This window comes from Lysinibacillus fusiformis (assembly GCF_002845985.1).
GTDB lineage: Bacteria > Bacillota > Bacilli > Bacillales_A > Planococcaceae > Lysinibacillus > Lysinibacillus fusiformis_D.
Map to the genome: position 1 here is coordinate 242,652 of NZ_PDFK01000001.1, position 17,396 is coordinate 260,047.

The 17,396-nt window shown below is 35.0% G+C and carries 14 protein-coding genes; 3 read left to right on the forward strand and 11 right to left on the reverse strand.

The genetic code is table 11. The features are described from left to right. Window position 1: 1 nt before the first annotated feature. The 6 genes from vanR to CRI88_RS01360 all read right to left on the reverse strand — a co-directional run bounded on the left by vanR (window position 2) and on the right by CRI88_RS01360 (window position 6,143). Window positions 2–694: a VanR-ABDEGLN family response regulator transcription factor gene (gene vanR, locus CRI88_RS01335; protein ID WP_197412989.1), complete on the reverse strand. Its 693-nt coding sequence runs from the start codon at window positions 692–694 to the stop codon at window positions 2–4. A 192-nt stretch (window positions 695–886) separates the two neighbouring features. Next, window positions 887–1,465: a pyridoxamine 5'-phosphate oxidase family protein gene (locus tag CRI88_RS01340; RefSeq protein ID WP_058843356.1), complete on the reverse strand. Its 579-nt coding sequence runs from the start codon at window positions 1,463–1,465 to the stop codon at window positions 887–889. A 130-nt stretch (window positions 1,466–1,595) separates the two neighbouring features. Beyond that, the gene (locus CRI88_RS01345; RefSeq protein ID WP_101966347.1) at window positions 1,596–2,369 is read right to left on the reverse strand and encodes a DUF817 domain-containing protein; all 774 of its coding nucleotides are present in this window, start codon (window positions 2,367–2,369) and stop codon (window positions 1,596–1,598) included. A 200-nt stretch (window positions 2,370–2,569) separates the two neighbouring features. Next, window positions 2,570–3,997: an amino acid permease gene (locus tag CRI88_RS01350; RefSeq protein WP_101966348.1), complete on the reverse strand. Its 1,428-nt coding sequence runs from the start codon at window positions 3,995–3,997 to the stop codon at window positions 2,570–2,572. Between the two features lie 278 nt (window positions 3,998–4,275). Next, complete coding sequence (gene rocF, locus CRI88_RS01355; RefSeq protein ID WP_101966349.1) at window positions 4,276–5,181, reverse strand: arginase; 906 nt, start codon at window positions 5,179–5,181, stop codon at window positions 4,276–4,278. 374 nt (window positions 5,182–5,555) lie between these two features. Further along, the gene (locus CRI88_RS01360) at window positions 5,556–6,143 is read right to left on the reverse strand and encodes a TetR/AcrR family transcriptional regulator (protein ID WP_036127086.1); all 588 of its coding nucleotides are present in this window, start codon (window positions 6,141–6,143) and stop codon (window positions 5,556–5,558) included. Between the two features lie 332 nt (window positions 6,144–6,475). Between CRI88_RS01360 and CRI88_RS01365 the strand changes: the two genes are divergently transcribed. Further along, a complete protein-coding gene (locus CRI88_RS01365; RefSeq protein WP_058843352.1) occupies window positions 6,476–7,468 on the forward strand; it encodes an NADPH:quinone oxidoreductase family protein in 993 nt (330 codons plus the stop codon). Between the two features lie 310 nt (window positions 7,469–7,778). Then, window positions 7,779–8,906 (forward strand): acyltransferase, encoded by a 1,128-nt coding sequence (locus CRI88_RS01370; protein ID WP_058843351.1) that lies wholly within the window; start codon window positions 7,779–7,781, stop codon window positions 8,904–8,906. A 75-nt stretch (window positions 8,907–8,981) separates the two neighbouring features. Here CRI88_RS01370 and CRI88_RS01375 read toward each other — a convergent pair whose 3' ends face one another. The 5 genes from CRI88_RS01375 to CRI88_RS01395 all read right to left on the reverse strand — a co-directional run bounded on the left by CRI88_RS01375 (window position 8,982) and on the right by CRI88_RS01395 (window position 16,273). Then, on the reverse strand, window positions 8,982–11,468 hold the full coding sequence (locus CRI88_RS01375; RefSeq protein WP_058843350.1) for an S-layer homology domain-containing protein: 2,487 nt from the start codon (window positions 11,466–11,468) through the stop codon (window positions 8,982–8,984). A gap of 984 nt (window positions 11,469–12,452) precedes the next feature. Next, window positions 12,453–13,358: a ferrochelatase gene (locus CRI88_RS01380; protein ID WP_036127096.1), complete on the reverse strand. Its 906-nt coding sequence runs from the start codon at window positions 13,356–13,358 to the stop codon at window positions 12,453–12,455. Window positions 13,359–13,476: 118 nt separating this feature from the next. Beyond that, the gene (locus CRI88_RS01385) at window positions 13,477–14,265 is read right to left on the reverse strand and encodes an ABC transporter ATP-binding protein (protein WP_036127098.1); all 789 of its coding nucleotides are present in this window, start codon (window positions 14,263–14,265) and stop codon (window positions 13,477–13,479) included. After that, window positions 14,252–15,280, reverse strand: a complete 1,029-nt coding sequence (locus CRI88_RS01390; protein WP_058843349.1) for a FecCD family ABC transporter permease — start codon at window positions 15,278–15,280, stop codon at window positions 14,252–14,254. The genes CRI88_RS01385 and CRI88_RS01390 overlap by 14 nt, the downstream gene beginning before the upstream one ends. A gap of 21 nt (window positions 15,281–15,301) precedes the next feature. Continuing rightward, the gene (locus tag CRI88_RS01395; RefSeq protein WP_058843348.1) at window positions 15,302–16,273 is read right to left on the reverse strand and encodes an ABC transporter substrate-binding protein; all 972 of its coding nucleotides are present in this window, start codon (window positions 16,271–16,273) and stop codon (window positions 15,302–15,304) included. Between the two features lie 221 nt (window positions 16,274–16,494). Here CRI88_RS01395 and CRI88_RS01400 point away from each other — a divergent pair, with 221 nt between their 5' ends. Next, the gene (locus CRI88_RS01400) at window positions 16,495–16,821 is read left to right on the forward strand and encodes an antibiotic biosynthesis monooxygenase (protein ID WP_036127104.1); all 327 of its coding nucleotides are present in this window, start codon (window positions 16,495–16,497) and stop codon (window positions 16,819–16,821) included. Window positions 16,822–17,396: the final 575 nt, after the last annotated feature.

Genomic DNA, 17,396 nt, shown 5'->3' on the forward strand with positions numbered 1-17,396 from the left:
CTCATTTTTCAATGGTATACCCCACTCCCCAAACAGTTTTAATAAATTTTGGGTTTTCCGCAGAATCTTTCATTTTTTCCCTTAAATGTCGTATATGAACCATTACGGTATTATTGCTGTTAAAATACTTGTCCCCCCAAATTTCTTGAAATAATTGCTCTGAACTAATGACCTTCCCTCGATTTGTACACAAATACCATAGAATTGCGAATTCCGTAGGGGTTAGGGATACCTGTCTTTCATTTAAAAAGACCTGCCGTGTGTTCTGATTGATCATCAAACCAGCGAAATCAATGATATCTTCTGTTTGCTTCGAACCTTGGTTGTACAATGTAAATCTTCTTATTTGTGCCTTGACACGAGCAACCAATTCCAATGGACGAAATGGCTTTGTTATATAATCATCTGCTCCTAAAGAAAATCCATTTATTTTATCAATCTCTTCTTCCTTTGCCGTAAGCATAATCACTGGAAAATTAAATGTTTCTCGGATTTTTTGTAAAATGGTAAAGCCATCTATCTCTGGCATCATAATATCGAGAACAGCTAAATCCACATTTTCCCGCATAATACACGCCAGAGCCTCTTGAGCTGTATAGTACTTAAATACATGGTAGTTTTCATTTTTTAAATATAACTCAATTAAATCTGCAATTTCTTTTTCATCGTCAACAACTAAAATATTCAAATGAATTGTCCTCTCCTTCTACTTACACAATTTCCAATGATTTTTCACAGGCATTATAGCACTTACGAATAGCTATATCTATTAATAAGAATAGGTTATTTAAAGCGCAATAAAAAAGTAGAGATGGAAAAAACCTCTTTCCAACTCTACTTTCCATATTGAATCCCAAGCCTTATCGTTATTCGATATTTAATTTGTTCAATTGGTCGCCACAGTAGTAGATTTCCGATTCAAATCCTGTGTTACCACTCTGCCTGAATAATAGTGCATTTGTTCATTTAATTTATGCTCTTTTACGGTTAAATTGGTTGGCCTTACTTTCAGAACAAGCGTCTTACTCCCGAGTGATGATTGATACTTTTCGATATGTGTTTTCGACAAAGGGGCGTGATAATAACCTGGGACATATTTATCAAGCATTGCCTGCATTGCCACAGTAGCCTCATCTAAATCTGTGACAATTTCCACCAAACCATTTGCGATGACACTCATATAAGCTGTATCCGTGTTAGCAGGAATGGGATCTACCATTGTTCCATAATTCTCGCATATAGAAATACATGCATTTGGGTTGGCTGTTAGGATGTCTATTTTCCTGCCTTCATTGGCACCGTGGAAATAAAAACTCCCATCTTTGAAGACATAATTTAGTGGCAGAACATATGGTGTATGTTGATCCACTAAACCAAGAAAAGCGGTTTGTGCGTCTTTTAAAAATGGTTGAATTTGTTTTTCATCTGTACAAGCTCTTTGCAGCATTCGAATGTCTGTTTTCATCTTTTTATCCCCCTATCCTCTACTAAAGAGGAGTCTACAGCAGGATTGCCCTCTAAAAAAGGGACAGTTTTATGAAAAGGGATGGGTACAACTTTCAAATATTGAAATGAAAGTTAGTTATGCACTTTATTTATTCACCTGCATCTCGATAAAATAATTTAAGCTGTGCAACAATCAGAATGCTAATGACTACAAGTAAAAACCAAGAGCTTATTTTGCCAAAATGCACAATCGACCATACTACCTCTTGATTAGGATATGACCATGCCCCAAAGAAAGTAGCGATATTTTCAGCAATCCAAATGAAAAAGCCAATCAAAAAGAAAGACGCAACGATGGGCATTTGATAGATTTTATTTCGCACCTTAAATTTGACCATTGTTCGATAAAACACCACAAAAAGTAATGCCATTAACAGCCATCTAAAATCATAAATAAAATGATGGGTGAAGAAATTGAAGTAAATCATGGCTCCTAGTGGAATGGCTACATAACTTTTTGGCCAACTCACGATTTTCAAATCGAATCTACGCCAGGCTTGGCAAATATAACTCGCCACACTAGCATACATAAATCCACTATATAATGGAACACCTCCCACTTTTGACCACGCCTCTTCAGGATAAGACCAAGAATTAAAATTCACTTTATACAGTTCTAGCACAAGTCCAATAATATGAAACAGACAGATGACTTTTATTTCATCCTTTGTTTCTAATCCAAATCTATACATCAAGTATTGCGTCAATAGACAGATGACTAGAATGAAATCATATCTTGCTACACCTGGTATTGGAACAGCTCTAGAAAATGCAAGTGTAATAAATATTACAACAGGAAAAATACAGGATAACGATTGTTGATACGTAAAGATTCCTAAATCTTTAACAAAATTTTTTAACATGAATCCACCTCAGATTAGCTCAAAACTAAATTTATTCTTGTATGAAGAATAAACGATAAATTATCCTATTTCAATATTTTTTTATCGAAAAACGATAAATTTTTTCGTTTTATTTTGGAACTATTCTTTGGTAGTTTCGTCTTTGTTGTTCTTTATTAATAAAGAAAAGAGTAGCCACATAATACAGCTACTCTTATTACTTAAAGATACATTTTTTGATCTAATTTTAACTGGACTTCTTGTTGGTTTATTACTAAATTTGTAACTTTTTTCACTTTTAAATAATAAACAATATAACAGCCAATGAAGAAAGCTCCACCACAGTAAAGGGCTAATCGTTGAGCGGGATCAAAAGCCAAGCTTGCCATAACGATGCAGTTTGCCAATAATCCTAAAATAGGAATAACCGGATAGAATGGTGCTTTGAATTTTAAATCCTCCACTTTTCCTCCTTGGCGTAAATAGGAGCGTCTAAATGCAATTTGAGAAGCAGTAATTGCAATCCACCCAATTTGTGCACCTAAACCTGCTAGGGATAAAAGCCACACAAATACGGTATTAGCGGCAAATACGCTTGACAATAATGACAAACCAGCAACAGCAAGGGTAATCAATAATGCATTCATTGGAATTCCTCTTCTATTCACCTTCCCTAACAATGGACTTGCCATCTTTTCAACGGAAAGAGAAAACAGCATACGTGTTGCAGCATATAAACCCGAGTTAGCGACCGATAATAAAGCTGTTAGAATAACAAAATTCATAATATCTGCTGCATACGGAATCCCTATACTATCTAATACAACAACAAATGGACTTTCAACAACACCCGCTTTATCCATAGGAATCATAGCTGCCAATACAAAGACAGATAACACAAAGAAGAACAGCGTACGCCACACGGTTTGTTTAATAGATTTAGGGATTGTTTTTTCGGGATTTTCACTCTCTCCAGCAGCAATACCGATTAATTCTGTACCTTGAAATGAAAAATTCACGGTAATCATGGTAATGAGCAGTGCTGTTAAACCATTTGGAAAAAGACCACCCTCATAAAAATGAGTAAGAAATGGGGCATCTGTTCCATTTTTCATATCGATCAGCCCAAACATAGCTGCTCCCCCAACCGCAAGGAACATCAGGATGGCCAAAATTTTAATGCTTGAGAAGACAAATTCTGCTTCGCCAAAGGCTTTTGCAGATAAACCATTCAAGACAAAGAGCAGTACAGCAAATATTAGGCACCACATCCATACTGGAGAATCAGGAAACCACCTTTGCATAAGTTGTCCAGCACCTAAAAATTCGAGTGCAACAGTTACTGCCCAGCCTAGCCAGTACAGCCAGCCAACAGCAAAACCAGTGGCAGGACCGATAAACTTCGTCGTATATGTTTGGAATGAACCAGATACTGGCATAGCAACAGATAATTCACCCAAGCATAGCATTGTTAAATACATTACTGCTCCGCCTACTAAATAAGCTAGAATGGCACCGGTTGGCCCCGCTTGATTAATGGTGTACCCTGAGCCAAGAAAAAAACCAGTTCCAATACATCCTCCGAGAGAAATCATAAATAAGTGTCTAGCTTTCATACTTCTTTTCAATTCATATTGTTCTGCTGCCATAAAAACTCCTTACACTAATTATCTTGTAAGCACTTTCTTTTTTTCGTGCACGACAGATAACTATTTGAAATTTAAATAATTGATAGATGTTCAAGTTAATATATTTTATAAACTGTCAATTTTCTGACAAAATAAAGGCTATTGATGTGCTAGAGCATTTGCTTTTTCTATAGTAAACTTTATTTAGGGAGAGCTAATTTCTTATATTTGGTTGTGGCGACCTTATAGCCTAAGAAAAGTTCTTCCTTTACGAGAGAAATGATGTCACTATCCTTTGTTTACAGTAATGTATCACCAAATAGAGAGCTGATTAAAGCTACAGCAGCAATTGCCGTTTTATTATATTGATCTAATACTGGATTTGTCTCAACAAACTCTGCAGAAGTAATGATATTTGCTTCTGACAGCATTTCCATCGCTAAATGGCTCTCACGGTAACTAATACCACCTGCAACTGGGGTTCCTACACCTGGCGCATCGTTTGGATCAAGTCCATCTAAATCCAAAGATAAATGAACACCGTCTGTACGCTCCTTTAAATAATCAATTGTTTGTGACATTACAGTTGTCATCCCTAAACGATCGATTTCATGCATCGTATACACTTTAATACCAATTTCTTTAATAAGCTTTTTCTCACCTGGATCTAAATCACGAGCACCAATAATCACAACATTTTCAGGCTTAACTTTTGGCGCATAGCCTCCGATATTCGTTAGTGCAGGATGGCCAAGACCTAAACTTACAGCTAAAGACATACCGTGAATATTTCCTGAAGGAGATGTCTCACCTGTGTTTAGATCACCGTGTGCATCATACCAAATGACACCTAAATTCTCATAATGCTTTGAGACACCTGCTAATGTGCCAATCGCAATACTATGATCTCCACCTAAAACTAAAGGAAAACGTTTTAAGGAAATTTCATGATCTACTTTCTGACCTAGTTTTTCATTACTTTCTGTGACCGTTTTTAAATTTTTTAAGTTTGTCTTTCCTTCTATTTCTTTATCTTCCTGTTCGATGTCAATGGTTAAATCCCCTTCGTCATGTATGGAATAACCAAGGCCCTCAAGTCGTTCCGTTACCCCTGCATATCTAATAGCACTTGGTCCCATGTCTACCCCTCTTCTAGTTTGGCCTAAATCCATGGGTACCCCAATAATTGTCACTTCTTTATTCATGATCATTTCTCCTCTCCAATAATTACTTTCACAGTATAAAGAAAATGATATACTGACTCAACTCGACATTATTTTAAATTTTTATACAGTTTAAATTATTGAAAACATAGATATTTGCTTGTATAAACGATTGCATAAACGCTATTTCAGTGAATATTAAAACAATTTTTTCCTATTTTAAGCGATTATTTTACATAAACTACCAAAATGAATATTAAAAATATTCTATTTCCATTGTTTTTTTTGAAAATTAAGACGGTAATTTTAGCAAAAAAGATAATATATTGATAAATAATTTCTAATTTATTCAAATCAACCCCTTTTTTTCTACATAAAAAAAGCCTTACTACAATAGTAATTAGGCTTTATTATCCCTATTTTAATAATTTCACAATACTATTCAAACAGGTTTCTTTATAAAATTTATGTTGTTCTTCTAAATCACAAGTTAACCATTGTATTAACGAACCATCAATCATTGCTCTCATCATTTTTGCAGAGGCTAAGGAATCAATGTTTGGGCTAAACACACCTTCCCTTTTTCCTAATTCAATAATTTCTTGACCAATTCCCCAGCAATTCTCATAAAATTTTAAGTTGATTCTTTTATAATCCTCATTGCCGTTTGCCTTGGCTAAAAAATCTAAATAGACTCTGTAAAACTTTTTATTATCTTGGGGTGACACAAAAACAGCGTTTAAGTAGGCTTGAAGCTTTTCTATAGCTGTTTGATATTTGCCTATTTCTTGTATTTCAACACTATAGATTTTGCTCGTAGTGGATTCCAGTAATGCCAATAATATATTTTGTTTACTTGTAAAGTAGTAGTGAACTACCCCTTTTGAAACATTGGCATGATCGGCTATGTCTTGTAGTGTAACTTTATCATAACCTAACTTTGAAACAGCATTAAAGGCTGCTTTCATAATTTGTTTTTTACGTTCTTCCTCTTTCTTTTTCATAGATGCCTCCGGTGATTTAATCAATTACGCCTTAGTGTAATTGCCGCTGACGCTTCGCTTGTACGCGAAGAAACAATGCATCCAGATTTTTTTGATTTTGCTCGAAAGCTCATTTCTAAAAACTGTGACATCCGCTGGCGGCTTTATGAGGATTCAACGGCTATCTCCCATTATAAATGAGAGGGATTTCTGTACATAACAATACAAAAACATATACTGAATCAAGTTAAAGCTATTATACAGGAAGAATAGGTAAACTCCAATTTTATATTGACCGGTCAGAATAATTTTGTTACTGTTTATTGGAATTAAATGATAAGGGGATGTTTACTATGACAATAGGAAGTTTTAAAGCGTTAGTTGTCAATCAAGAGGAAGAATTTACAGTTAAAGTAAACGAATTGACATTAGCAGACCTACCACAAGGTGAGGTATTAATTAAGATTCATTATTCAAGCATTAATTATAAAGATAGTCTTGCTTCTATTCCTGATGGTAAAATCGTTACTTCCTATCCTTTTGTTCCTGGTATTGATTTAGCTGGAGTCGTTGTTTCCTCTGAAGACCCTCGCTTTAACGAAGGTGATGAGGTCATTGCGACTAGCTATGAAATAGGGGTCTCCCATTTTGGTGGTTTTAGTGAATATGCTCGTATCCCTGCTAAATGGATTGTGCCTCTTCCAAAAGGGCTTTCGCTCAAGGAAGCAATGGTAATTGGTACTGCAGGATTTACGGCTGCATTGTCTATCAAAAAATTAGAGGACAATGGCATTAACCCTGAAAAAGGAAAAATTCTTGTTACTGGCGCAACAGGTGGTGTCGGTAGTTTTGCGGTCTCTATTCTTTCAACACTTGGTTATCAAGTAGAAGCAAGCACAGGAAAAAAAGCTGAACAGGACTTTTTAAATAATCTTGGGGCTACTTCAATCATTACTCGGGAAGAAGTTTATGATGGGAAGATTAGAGCATTAGGTAAACAAAAATGGGCGGCTGCTGTTGATTCTGTTGGCGGAGAGCCACTCGCCTCTTTATTAAGTCAAATTCAATACGGAGGTGCTGTTGCGATTAGTGGTTTAACTGCAGGCACACAGCTTCCTACAAGTGTCTTCCCCTTCATTTTAAGAGGGGTAAATTTACTTGGAATTGATTCTGTTTATTGTCCAATGGATATTCGCTTAAACATCTGGCAGCGCCTTGCGACAGATTTTAAACCAGCAAACCTTGACAATTTCATTCAGCAAGAAGTCACATTACAGCAACTTCCAAATGTTTTACCTCTTTTACTAAAAGGTCAAGCAAGAGGAAGAATTCTTGTTACTTTATAAGCTATTCGACTTAAATTTTAAAAGGTTTGATACACTATCTCATTTCCCTTTTTATTTCCCAGAAAATATTGATAGTCTTCATCAATGATACAAAGGCTACTACGCATATAAAGCGTGGTAGCTTTTTTTATGGCTGACATCTCCCTGACATAATGGCCATTTATAGTAATTCATGAACGACCCACTTGCTCACTTTAGACAAATTCAGACGATAATGTTTGTCTAATTTATCATTAACGAGCATACCCATAGAGTATGTAGGCAGCATTTTGGGAACTGAAAACCATAATCAACTTTTGGAGATGATCATATGAAGCGAGCACATATCAATGAATTAAATATTACGCGTGCATTAGCCATTCTTGCTGTACTCCTCATCCATTCTACTAGTACACCTGTTACAGCATTATCTAATGAGTCAAAATTTTATCCACTATATGTATTTCTCAATATTTTTCCCAAATTCGCTGTTCCTGTTTTTATTTTCTTAAGCGGATTCGTTTTATTTTACAACTATATACAAAAAGAACTCACGAAAGAGCTTATCATTCGTTTTTATAAAAAAAGAGTGACACAAATACTCGTCCCTTATCTCTTTTTTTCAATTTTTTATTATACAGCCATGCAATTTTATGTGACACATGATTTAGTATCCACATGGCATGCTTTATTTAGTGTTGAATTTCTCGAAAAACTATTAATAGGAAAAGCGTACACTCATTTATATTATATTTTTATTATTGTACAGTTCTATCTTATATTCCCTTTATTCTTATATGTTTTAAAGAAAAAGCCAGCCCTATCTCCTCATCTAATTTGGATTGGCTTCGTTCTTCAATGGGCCTTTATTCTATTAAATGCAGAGTTTTGGCAGTATCCCTATAGAGGGAGTATTTCTTTCTCTTATATTTGCTATTTTTTAGCTGGTGCATTTTTAGGTATTTATTTTGAAAAATATAAAGGATGGCTTCAATTAAAAAAAGGAAATTTTCCTATCCCCCTCCTTTTTATATGGTGTGTAGGGCTATTATCTACTATCTATAATGTTTATTTATATTACTATGTTTTTTCGTCACAAACCTATTTAGTGAACAGCACCATATTTGAACTAGTTTTTCAGCTCCAATCTTTAACAGCCTGTATCGTCTTATTACAGCTTTCTTATTGGATCTATAATAAATGGAACCATGCATGGGTCAACGGTTTCATAAACTTAGGAGTAGTATCATTTGGCGTCTATCTATTGCATCCATTTTTCCTTTTCCTTTACAGACAAATTAGTACTGGCGGCAATAGTGTCCTCTATCACCTATGGAGTGCTGGCGGCTTTATCTTTGCTCTATTTATTACATGGATGATTGTGCTGTTAATGGGCAGATTTTTCAAATACCATTGGATTGCTTTTGGGCCTATTCCGCAAAAGTTCCCTTATAAATAAAATTCATAGATTATCATAAAACTAAAAACCCTGTAGAGATATCTCTACAGGGCTTCTTATAATTGACAGGTTGAATTATTTTGAAATAGAACCGTCTTTTACTTTATTGTTATTCACATCAGCTAAGTTAGTTGATTTGAATTCTACTACAATGCTATCTGTTAAAACATATTGATCTTTAGTTGTCACTTTAAGTTTACCGTTTTCTACAACAGCAGCAGTAATTTTCACAGTAGAGCCAGCAATTTTCACTGTTAAACCTGTTGGTGTAGCTTCATTTACAATACTTTCAGAGAAGTCTACGATAAATGTTTTATTATCTACTACTGTTACTTGAGAAGCTACAGGGACAATATTTTCTTTCAGTGTTACTTGAGTTGTAGCTTTCCCATTTTTAAGTGTATTTCCTTTTGTATCAACTACATTTTTAGCTTCAAGTACATAATTACCATTAGCAGTAATAGAACCTTCAGGTAAAGTGAATCGTACTTTTTTAGTACCATCTACAAATTGAAGTTGAGTTCCAGCAGGTAGCTCTTTTCCGCCAAGTGTGTAGTTAGCAGCATTTGTTGCTGTAGCAGTCACATCTGTAGCATATTCAACAGTGAATACATTGTTATTTGTTACAACAACTGGTGTAGCTCCAAATACTAATGAATCTGTAGGTGTTTCAGGTGTAGCTTCGAACGTTCCAGTTGTAACATTAAATGTAATCGTCTCTGCAGTCACGTTTTTAGATAAATCTTTCACTGCTCCAGCAGATAATTCAAATGTGTATGTTGAATTGCTATCTAAATCAATGTCAACTTTAACTGTGTTTTTCTCTGCACCCTCAATTTTGCCATTACCATCTACATCGTAACCAGTACCTTTAACGTCTTTTACCGCTATTTCTTTTCCAGCAGTGTAAGCAATACCGTTCTGAGTTTTAATTGTTAAAATACCATCTACTTTGACAGGCTCACTAAAAGTAAGGTATAAAGCATCTACATCTGTAGTTACCTTCACATCATCAGCTACTAACATTTTTGTAGAAGCAGAGACAAGTGTAGCAGGCGTTGTATCTTTAGTTAGAATAGCATTGAACTCAAATGCGTCTCCAGCATTTCCAGCTACATCTTTTTGTCCTTCTACTTTAATATTTGTATTAATAAATGTTGATGAACCTAACACTGCTTTCGCATCAATCGTGAATACAGTTTTATCAGCTACATCTTTCAAATCAGCATCTTTTAAGTAGAAAACAGTTGATCCTACAGTTACTTTCGCATACCCTTCAACTGAAGCATCAGCATCTACAACAAATTTTTGTTTCATTAATTCTTCTGAGAAATCAAACGTAATTTCTGTACCGTTTACAGCTGTTGAAACAGTTGGTTTTGAATTATCTACATCTGCTTTAGCAACTGTGAAGTTCACAGCGATAGGATTCGCGATATTATTCGCGAAATCAGTGGCACCAACAATATCTACTTTATAAGTTTGCTCAGCTGTCAATCCAGTAATTGTTAATTTTTTACCAGATAAAGTATAGCGATCTTTTGACAGTTCAGTACCATTTAAGCTTACTGTTCCTTCATTTTGTACAAGCTCATCGAAAGTGATCACTGCTGTAGTACCTTTTGCTTCTACAGTATTCACACTAACAGGTGTTGTATCTGCAAAAGTTAATAAATTGTTAAATTCTTCAGTTAAAACTTTAGCATCTGCTTTTGTTTTGACTGGTTTTACAGTCACTTTTCCGTTAGTTAATTTTAACTCCTTATCAGTCGTTAAAGTAACAGACATGCCGTCTTCAGCCACTACTGCACTTGTGATAGCTACGCCTTCAATAGCATACTTCGTTGTGATTGCCGCATCTTTTGCATCAACAGCTGTGTTGAATTTTACTTCAAGCTCTTTTGCATTTAACCCTTTTACAGATGCTACAGCTGGTGTTACCTCTTTCACAGTTGCATCAATTGTACGTTTTACCATAGTAGCGAATTCTTCACGGCTGATTTTATCTTGTGGTGCTAATAATGAACCTTTACCATTGATTACGCCGTTGTCAACAGCCGTTTCTAAGTAAGATACAGCCCATTTAGAAGCTTTCGAAGCATCTGCGAATTGGCTAAGGTCTGCTTTACCTGTTAATTGGTAGCCTTGTACGATAACTTTCGCAGCTTGTTCTCTTGTTAATTGAGCTTTAGGTTCAAATCTGCCATTACCCATACCATCAAATAATTCTGGTGAAGTTGCAAGTACTGCATTATAGAACCAGTCATTTTCATCAACATCTGAAAAATCTTCTGTTCCTGTAGCTTTTAAATCTAAAGCTTTTGATAAAATTTCAGCAGCTTCTGCACGAGTAAGCGTACCAGCTGGGTTGAAGTTCCCTTTTTCATCACCTTGGATGTAGCCTTTGTCAGTTAAAAATTGTACAGCTTCTTTTGCCCAAGATGAAATGCTATCTGCATCATTAAATTCGGCAGCCGATGCTACTGGTACGATTGCTGATGCTACAAGTGCTGCTGTTGCAGTAGTTGCGAAAAATTTACGACCTTTGTTTTGTTTCTTCATAGTATATTCCTCCAGAATTCTAATAAATTATATTATTCTGTGAGAACAATATTATCGCGCTATTCAATTGTTAAAATATGTATAAATTGTTCTCGCAAATAATAATTACAACCAATTATAGGGAAAGCAAACTTCTAAATTTACCAAGATTAAATATCCCAATCAAACTGTAATTTGCTTTACAAGACAATAATATAACTAGATTACCAATAAATAAACGCTAAAAATAAGGTAATTTTACTACTAGATTGGTTATATAGGTAATCTTTTCATAGAAAATTTCTATAATATAGAAAAATAGATAGAATAGGCATAAAGTTCACCTACTTAAAGGGATTATATGTAATCAGTTCTTTTTCATTTACATTTGTTTTATTACTTTCTTAATATAATAGCTGAACAAAATTAAAGCTCTATCAGTGTTAAATTCTAGGTTAATAATTAGTTGATTGCTAAAATTATTTTGTCTAAATCGATTAAATGAATATTAACCCCAGTCCCCTAAACTTTATTCACAAAAATATTTAAAAGCTATTTTCTATCATCAACTAACTATCTCGCATTTTTTAGCAATATTATTTAAAAACGGAGCAAGGAACAGTAATAGAAGTGTGCTTAAACTGTATCTGCTGCTTTTCTAATTTTAAAACAATAAAGCCATCTGACACCAATTCAATATCGGTATCAGATGGCTATATCTTCTTATTTATAATGACAGGGCGAACGACTATTACACAATGTTCATCCTTTAAAGCAGTTTGACGACCAGCAATTTTGCTCCAGTGAGTAACTTCATCTTCACTAATATTTTGCTGCTTCAGACGGTGGATTTAAAGCGTCTTTTAGTTGATCGTCAGTTACATCATAGTCATAAAATTTAGCGTTATAATACAAGAAACTCCATTAAACTAAGGTATGTTGTCGCCTTGGCTAAACCACTACATCCGTGGGAGCGCTTCGATGATGTATATGATTGAGCCTTTGTTATTGTGCCAGAATAAATGATTCAACAATGGTAGCTAATGCTTGAATGGTATCGTAGCTGTCACCTGGAAATTCCGCTTGGGCAAAATCAACTTGAAGTTCTTCACAAATTTTTTGACATTCACTTCCGATTTCAAAATAGGATTCAATATCCGCAGAAAGTGAAAGGAGTTCACATGTGATAAAACCTTGAGCACCTTCTGCATGTAATGTTTTAATCTTTTCCTTTACATCTGGAGCAAGCCAGTCACCTTTGCCATGACCACTTCGATAGGTAATATGCCAGTTATCAATTTGAGCAGCTTTTGAGATGGCCTCTGCTAATTCGGAGAATTGGCGTACATACAGTTCATTACGTTCAGGATTAATTGGCTGACTATGCACGGTATATAAAACATGAGTGTGCGTTCGTTTTTCAGTGGAAATCCATTCATAGGCACGATGAACACGATCTTTATAAACAGCAAGTAATTCTGTATTTAAATGCCAATTTTGACCACTTATAATAGTAACATCATGAGAAGCTAGCAATGCACTTACTTCATCATGAAACGCAGCAGCACCTGAAGACATAATCGGATTTACAGGTAGCGTAATAAAAGTTGAGATACCATCTTCAAGCATCGTGTTAACAACATCTGGAATGTAAGGTTCTGTATGTTTGTAAGCATTATATACTTTTACAGGCTGGGCTAAGCGTTGCTGTAAAGCATGTTCCAGCCCTTTAGCAATACGGCTCGTATTGGCTGCTAACGGATCAACACCACCTAATTTTTTAAATTGCGCTGTAATATTTTCAATCACATGAGGTGGTGGCGTTTTACCATTCATAATATGTGAAAAATAAGGTGTAACATCGTCTAAAGATTTTGGTGCGCCATAAGCGTAATAAATTATACCAATCATTTTTATAAACTCCTTTACTTCAATGGAATAAGTTAATTTTATATGTGCTACAGATGCTTCATAAATTTCAAATTACTATTTCTAACAGAAGCATCTTGTGACCATAGAAAAAATACGTTCATTTACAAGAACTTGAACACAATTTTACTGGGGTAAAGACAGGATTTCCATGCTGCATATAAATTTCAGCATCAATTTCAAAAATGGATTGAAACATTTCTTTACATATTACACAATGAGGTGAATCATCATAATGAATTTTCCCATTTTTTAGTACAATTAGACGTTTGCTATTTTGTGCAGCTTGGTTAATATCATGCAACACCATGATAACGGTCATATTGTATTTATGATTTAACTCTTTTACAAGCTCCATCACTTCTAATTGATGAGCAATATCTAGATATGTTGTTGGTTCATCTAATAGCAAAACTTTGGGATGCTGTGCTACAGTCATTGCAATCCAAGCACGTTGGCGTTCTCCTCCAGACATCGAAGGTAGTACCCGATTTTGCATGTGATTCAATCCAGTTACATCAATTGCCCAATCGACAATTTTTATATCCTCTTTTGACAGCGACGTTTTCCCTCCACTATGCGGATGACGCCCAAATTCAACTAACTCACGCACCGTTAAATCTAATTGATGATTATTCATTTGTGGGAGCATCGTTAATGTTTTAGCCACTTCTTTAGACTTCATTTCATGAATATTCCGCTCATCTAAATATACTGCCCCACTATTCGGCTTTAAAAGACGTGAAATTACACGTAATAAAGTTGATTTTCCCGAGCCATTTGGTCCTATTAAACTAACAACTTCTCCTTCATTGATTGTCAAGGAAATATCATCTAACTGGAAGTTGGTGAACTCATGTTGGTAATTGATATGCTCAGTTCGTAGCAATGGAATTCCCCTTTCTATGAATTAAATACAGGAAATATGGCCCTCCGATAAATGCTAGTAAAATGCCAACAGGAAATTCAATAGGATCAAATACAGTTCTCGCAATTGTATCTGCGAAAACAACAAGTAAGCCACCAGCCAATGCTGAAGTAGGTATTAAATACTTATGATCTCCACCGATAATTAATCGTAAAATATGTGGTACTACCAAACCTACAAAACCAATTAAACCAGCAACACTTACTGCAATTCCTGCTAGTAACGTACTTAATACAATTAAAAAGAATCGACTGCGTTCAACATTGTGTCCTAAAAGACTTGCCATTTCATCGCCTAGACGCATTATACGAATATGTTTAATCGCATAAATTGATAATATAATAGCTACAAGGACATAGTAGACAATCATCTCTAATTGCATCCAACCAACACCCGTTAAACCGCCTGACAACCACGGCAATACAGATTGTACACGATCGCTATAAAGAATCATTAATGCATTTGTTCCTGCACCACAAAGTGCATTGATGGCTACCCCAACTAAAATAATTCGCATTGGGGATGTGCCACCTTTTTTCACCGATAATGAATACACAATCATTGCCGCTACAAAAGCACCTAAAAAAGCTGCTATAGGTAAGTAAATAATATAGCCAGGAAATACAACCATAACCGCTACAGCCATCATTCCAGCGCCAGAAGTAATTCCAATAACTCCTGGATCGGCTAATGGATTTTGCATGACTCCTTGTAAAATCGAACCCGCAATAGCCAAGCAAACACCAATAATCATACCCGTTAGTATACGGGGCATTCGGATTTCCCAAACAATTCGTCGTGCCATAGTATCTTCTGAACTCAAAATTCCATTAAACACTTCACTTACTGAAAACGAAACTTGTCCTATCATAAGGCTGCCAATACTCACAATGATTAATAGTATAGGTAACACAATTAGCGCTATTTTTCGTTTTTTAGCAAGTGGGTGTGCATATTTTTCCGCTTCTGCTATCATCGTTATTTCCCCACAATAAAATTATTTAACTGCTTCTTCAGCTGTCTTTAAAAGCCCGCGCATATAGTCAATAGCTTCTACAACTTGTGTACCAGGATTATCAAACAATTCTGCTGGTAAAAAGATAATCTGATTATTCTTTACTGCATCTAAGTTTTTCCACGCTGCGTTTTCTTTCAATTGTTTTTCAAAACCTTCTTTTACTGTTCCTGGATTGGCGTGCGTAATTAGCATAATTATTTTTGGGTTACGTTCAACAATTTTCTCAACACTTAATGTTGCGTATGTTGGAAACTTATCTGTCGCTGGTAAATCAGCTGCTATATTTTTACCACCTGCCTTATTTAAAATATCTCCGTATAGTGAATTATCAAGCGCGGCTAAATATGTACCTGGTGCACCGTAAACAATGAGAGCATCTAACGTTGATTTTGTTGAGCCTTTTGCAATTTCCTCATCAATTTGTCCAACTAACTTCTCCGCTTTTGCTGTGTTATTAAATAATGCTCCATATTTTGTAATCGTCTTTTTTATATCATCTACTGAATTCATATTTGAGTACACAATTTTCGTACCTGTAGCTTCTACCGTTTTAGCGAACTGCTGGAAGCTAAGTGGCACAATAAGTATTTCCGCATTCAATGCAGCAATTTGCTCAAATGATGGTTCATGTGGGTTACCTATCTCTTGAATAGCTTTTACTTCTGCCTTCATATCGGATGTAATCGTTGGTCGACCAGTAACGTTTGCACCTAATGCAAGCAAAATATTCATCATTCCTGGATTTAATGTAGCAACTGAACTCGGTATTGCTTCAAATTCATGCTTATTTCCAAGGTCATCTATTAATGTTACCGCCCCCCCTGTTTCAACTTGTTGTTCCATTTCTATTTTATCTGTTGAAGCACCCACATCTGCTGGTTTACTTTCCTCTCCACATGCTGTTAATACTAATGCTAACGCACCTACTAATAGAAATTTAAACTTCTTCATAGTAACTACCAACCCTTTCTTTTTTAAAAAAAACCAAATTGAAATTGATAATCATTCTCATACAGTTGTTTATGATTCTATTTGAAATAAAAATAATTGTCAACAAACGTTTTTAATGTTATTTTTTAAAATTTTTTATTGCATAGCCAATTAATGTATGTTTTAATTGATAATGAAAATCAATATCAATTAAAAATGTCATAAAGGGGTCAATATAATAGATGATTACAGTAACTAACCGTTTTTTAGTAAAAAAAGGTTTTGCTCATAAAATGGCACCATTATTTATATCTGATAAAAATTTATTGAACTGGGAAGGGTTTAATAAAGTTGAAGTGAACGTTTGCTCTGAACCAGAAGATCACGATGAAATGAACGTTATGATGTTCTGGGATACAGTCGAGCAATTCAAAGCATGGCGCGAATCAGATGACTTTAAAAATTTACACCGTCGTGAAGAGATTGGTAACAAAGAAAACAATGAGTCTTCCCCAATAATGGGTAACCGGGTTGTTATTTCAGAAATTGCTGCAACTTTAGTAAAGTAGCAGCAATTTCTGTACAAGGATTTCTTAAAAGGATAAAGATGTGCCAGCTCCCTCTTCCATCTGTAAGATTAACATTACACATATCAGTAAAAATACAAGAATAATAACTATACGTTCTTAGACGTTTTTCATCGAGTTTACAGCCTGGCATTTCAAACTCGCATCGTTTAAGAACGTTTTTTAAATTATTTTATAAAACCTCCACAATAATTTATTGTGGATCCCTCTTCTAAGACAACAGTTTTTATGAACTATTTTCAAAATAAATCACCGTATTTCTACTTTTGCAGTTAATATTGGCCAAATTTTATGTTTAGAACGCTTCCCTTAACATTCGCATGTCTTCACTATAAGATTAGCCTAGAAAAGTAAACGCTTGTTTTAGGCAAACAAAAAAAATCGGATGTATAAATGTTTAAAAAATGCAATTCAATTTCTACTTGAATTGCATTTTTTTATTGGATGAGGCGACCCCCTTCGGCAATAGCTCAAGCTGAAAACCTCATAGAAGCACATGATATAGTCACCTCATCCAACTGTTAGAGGAGTTTATGGGATAGTAATAGTATCTTGCT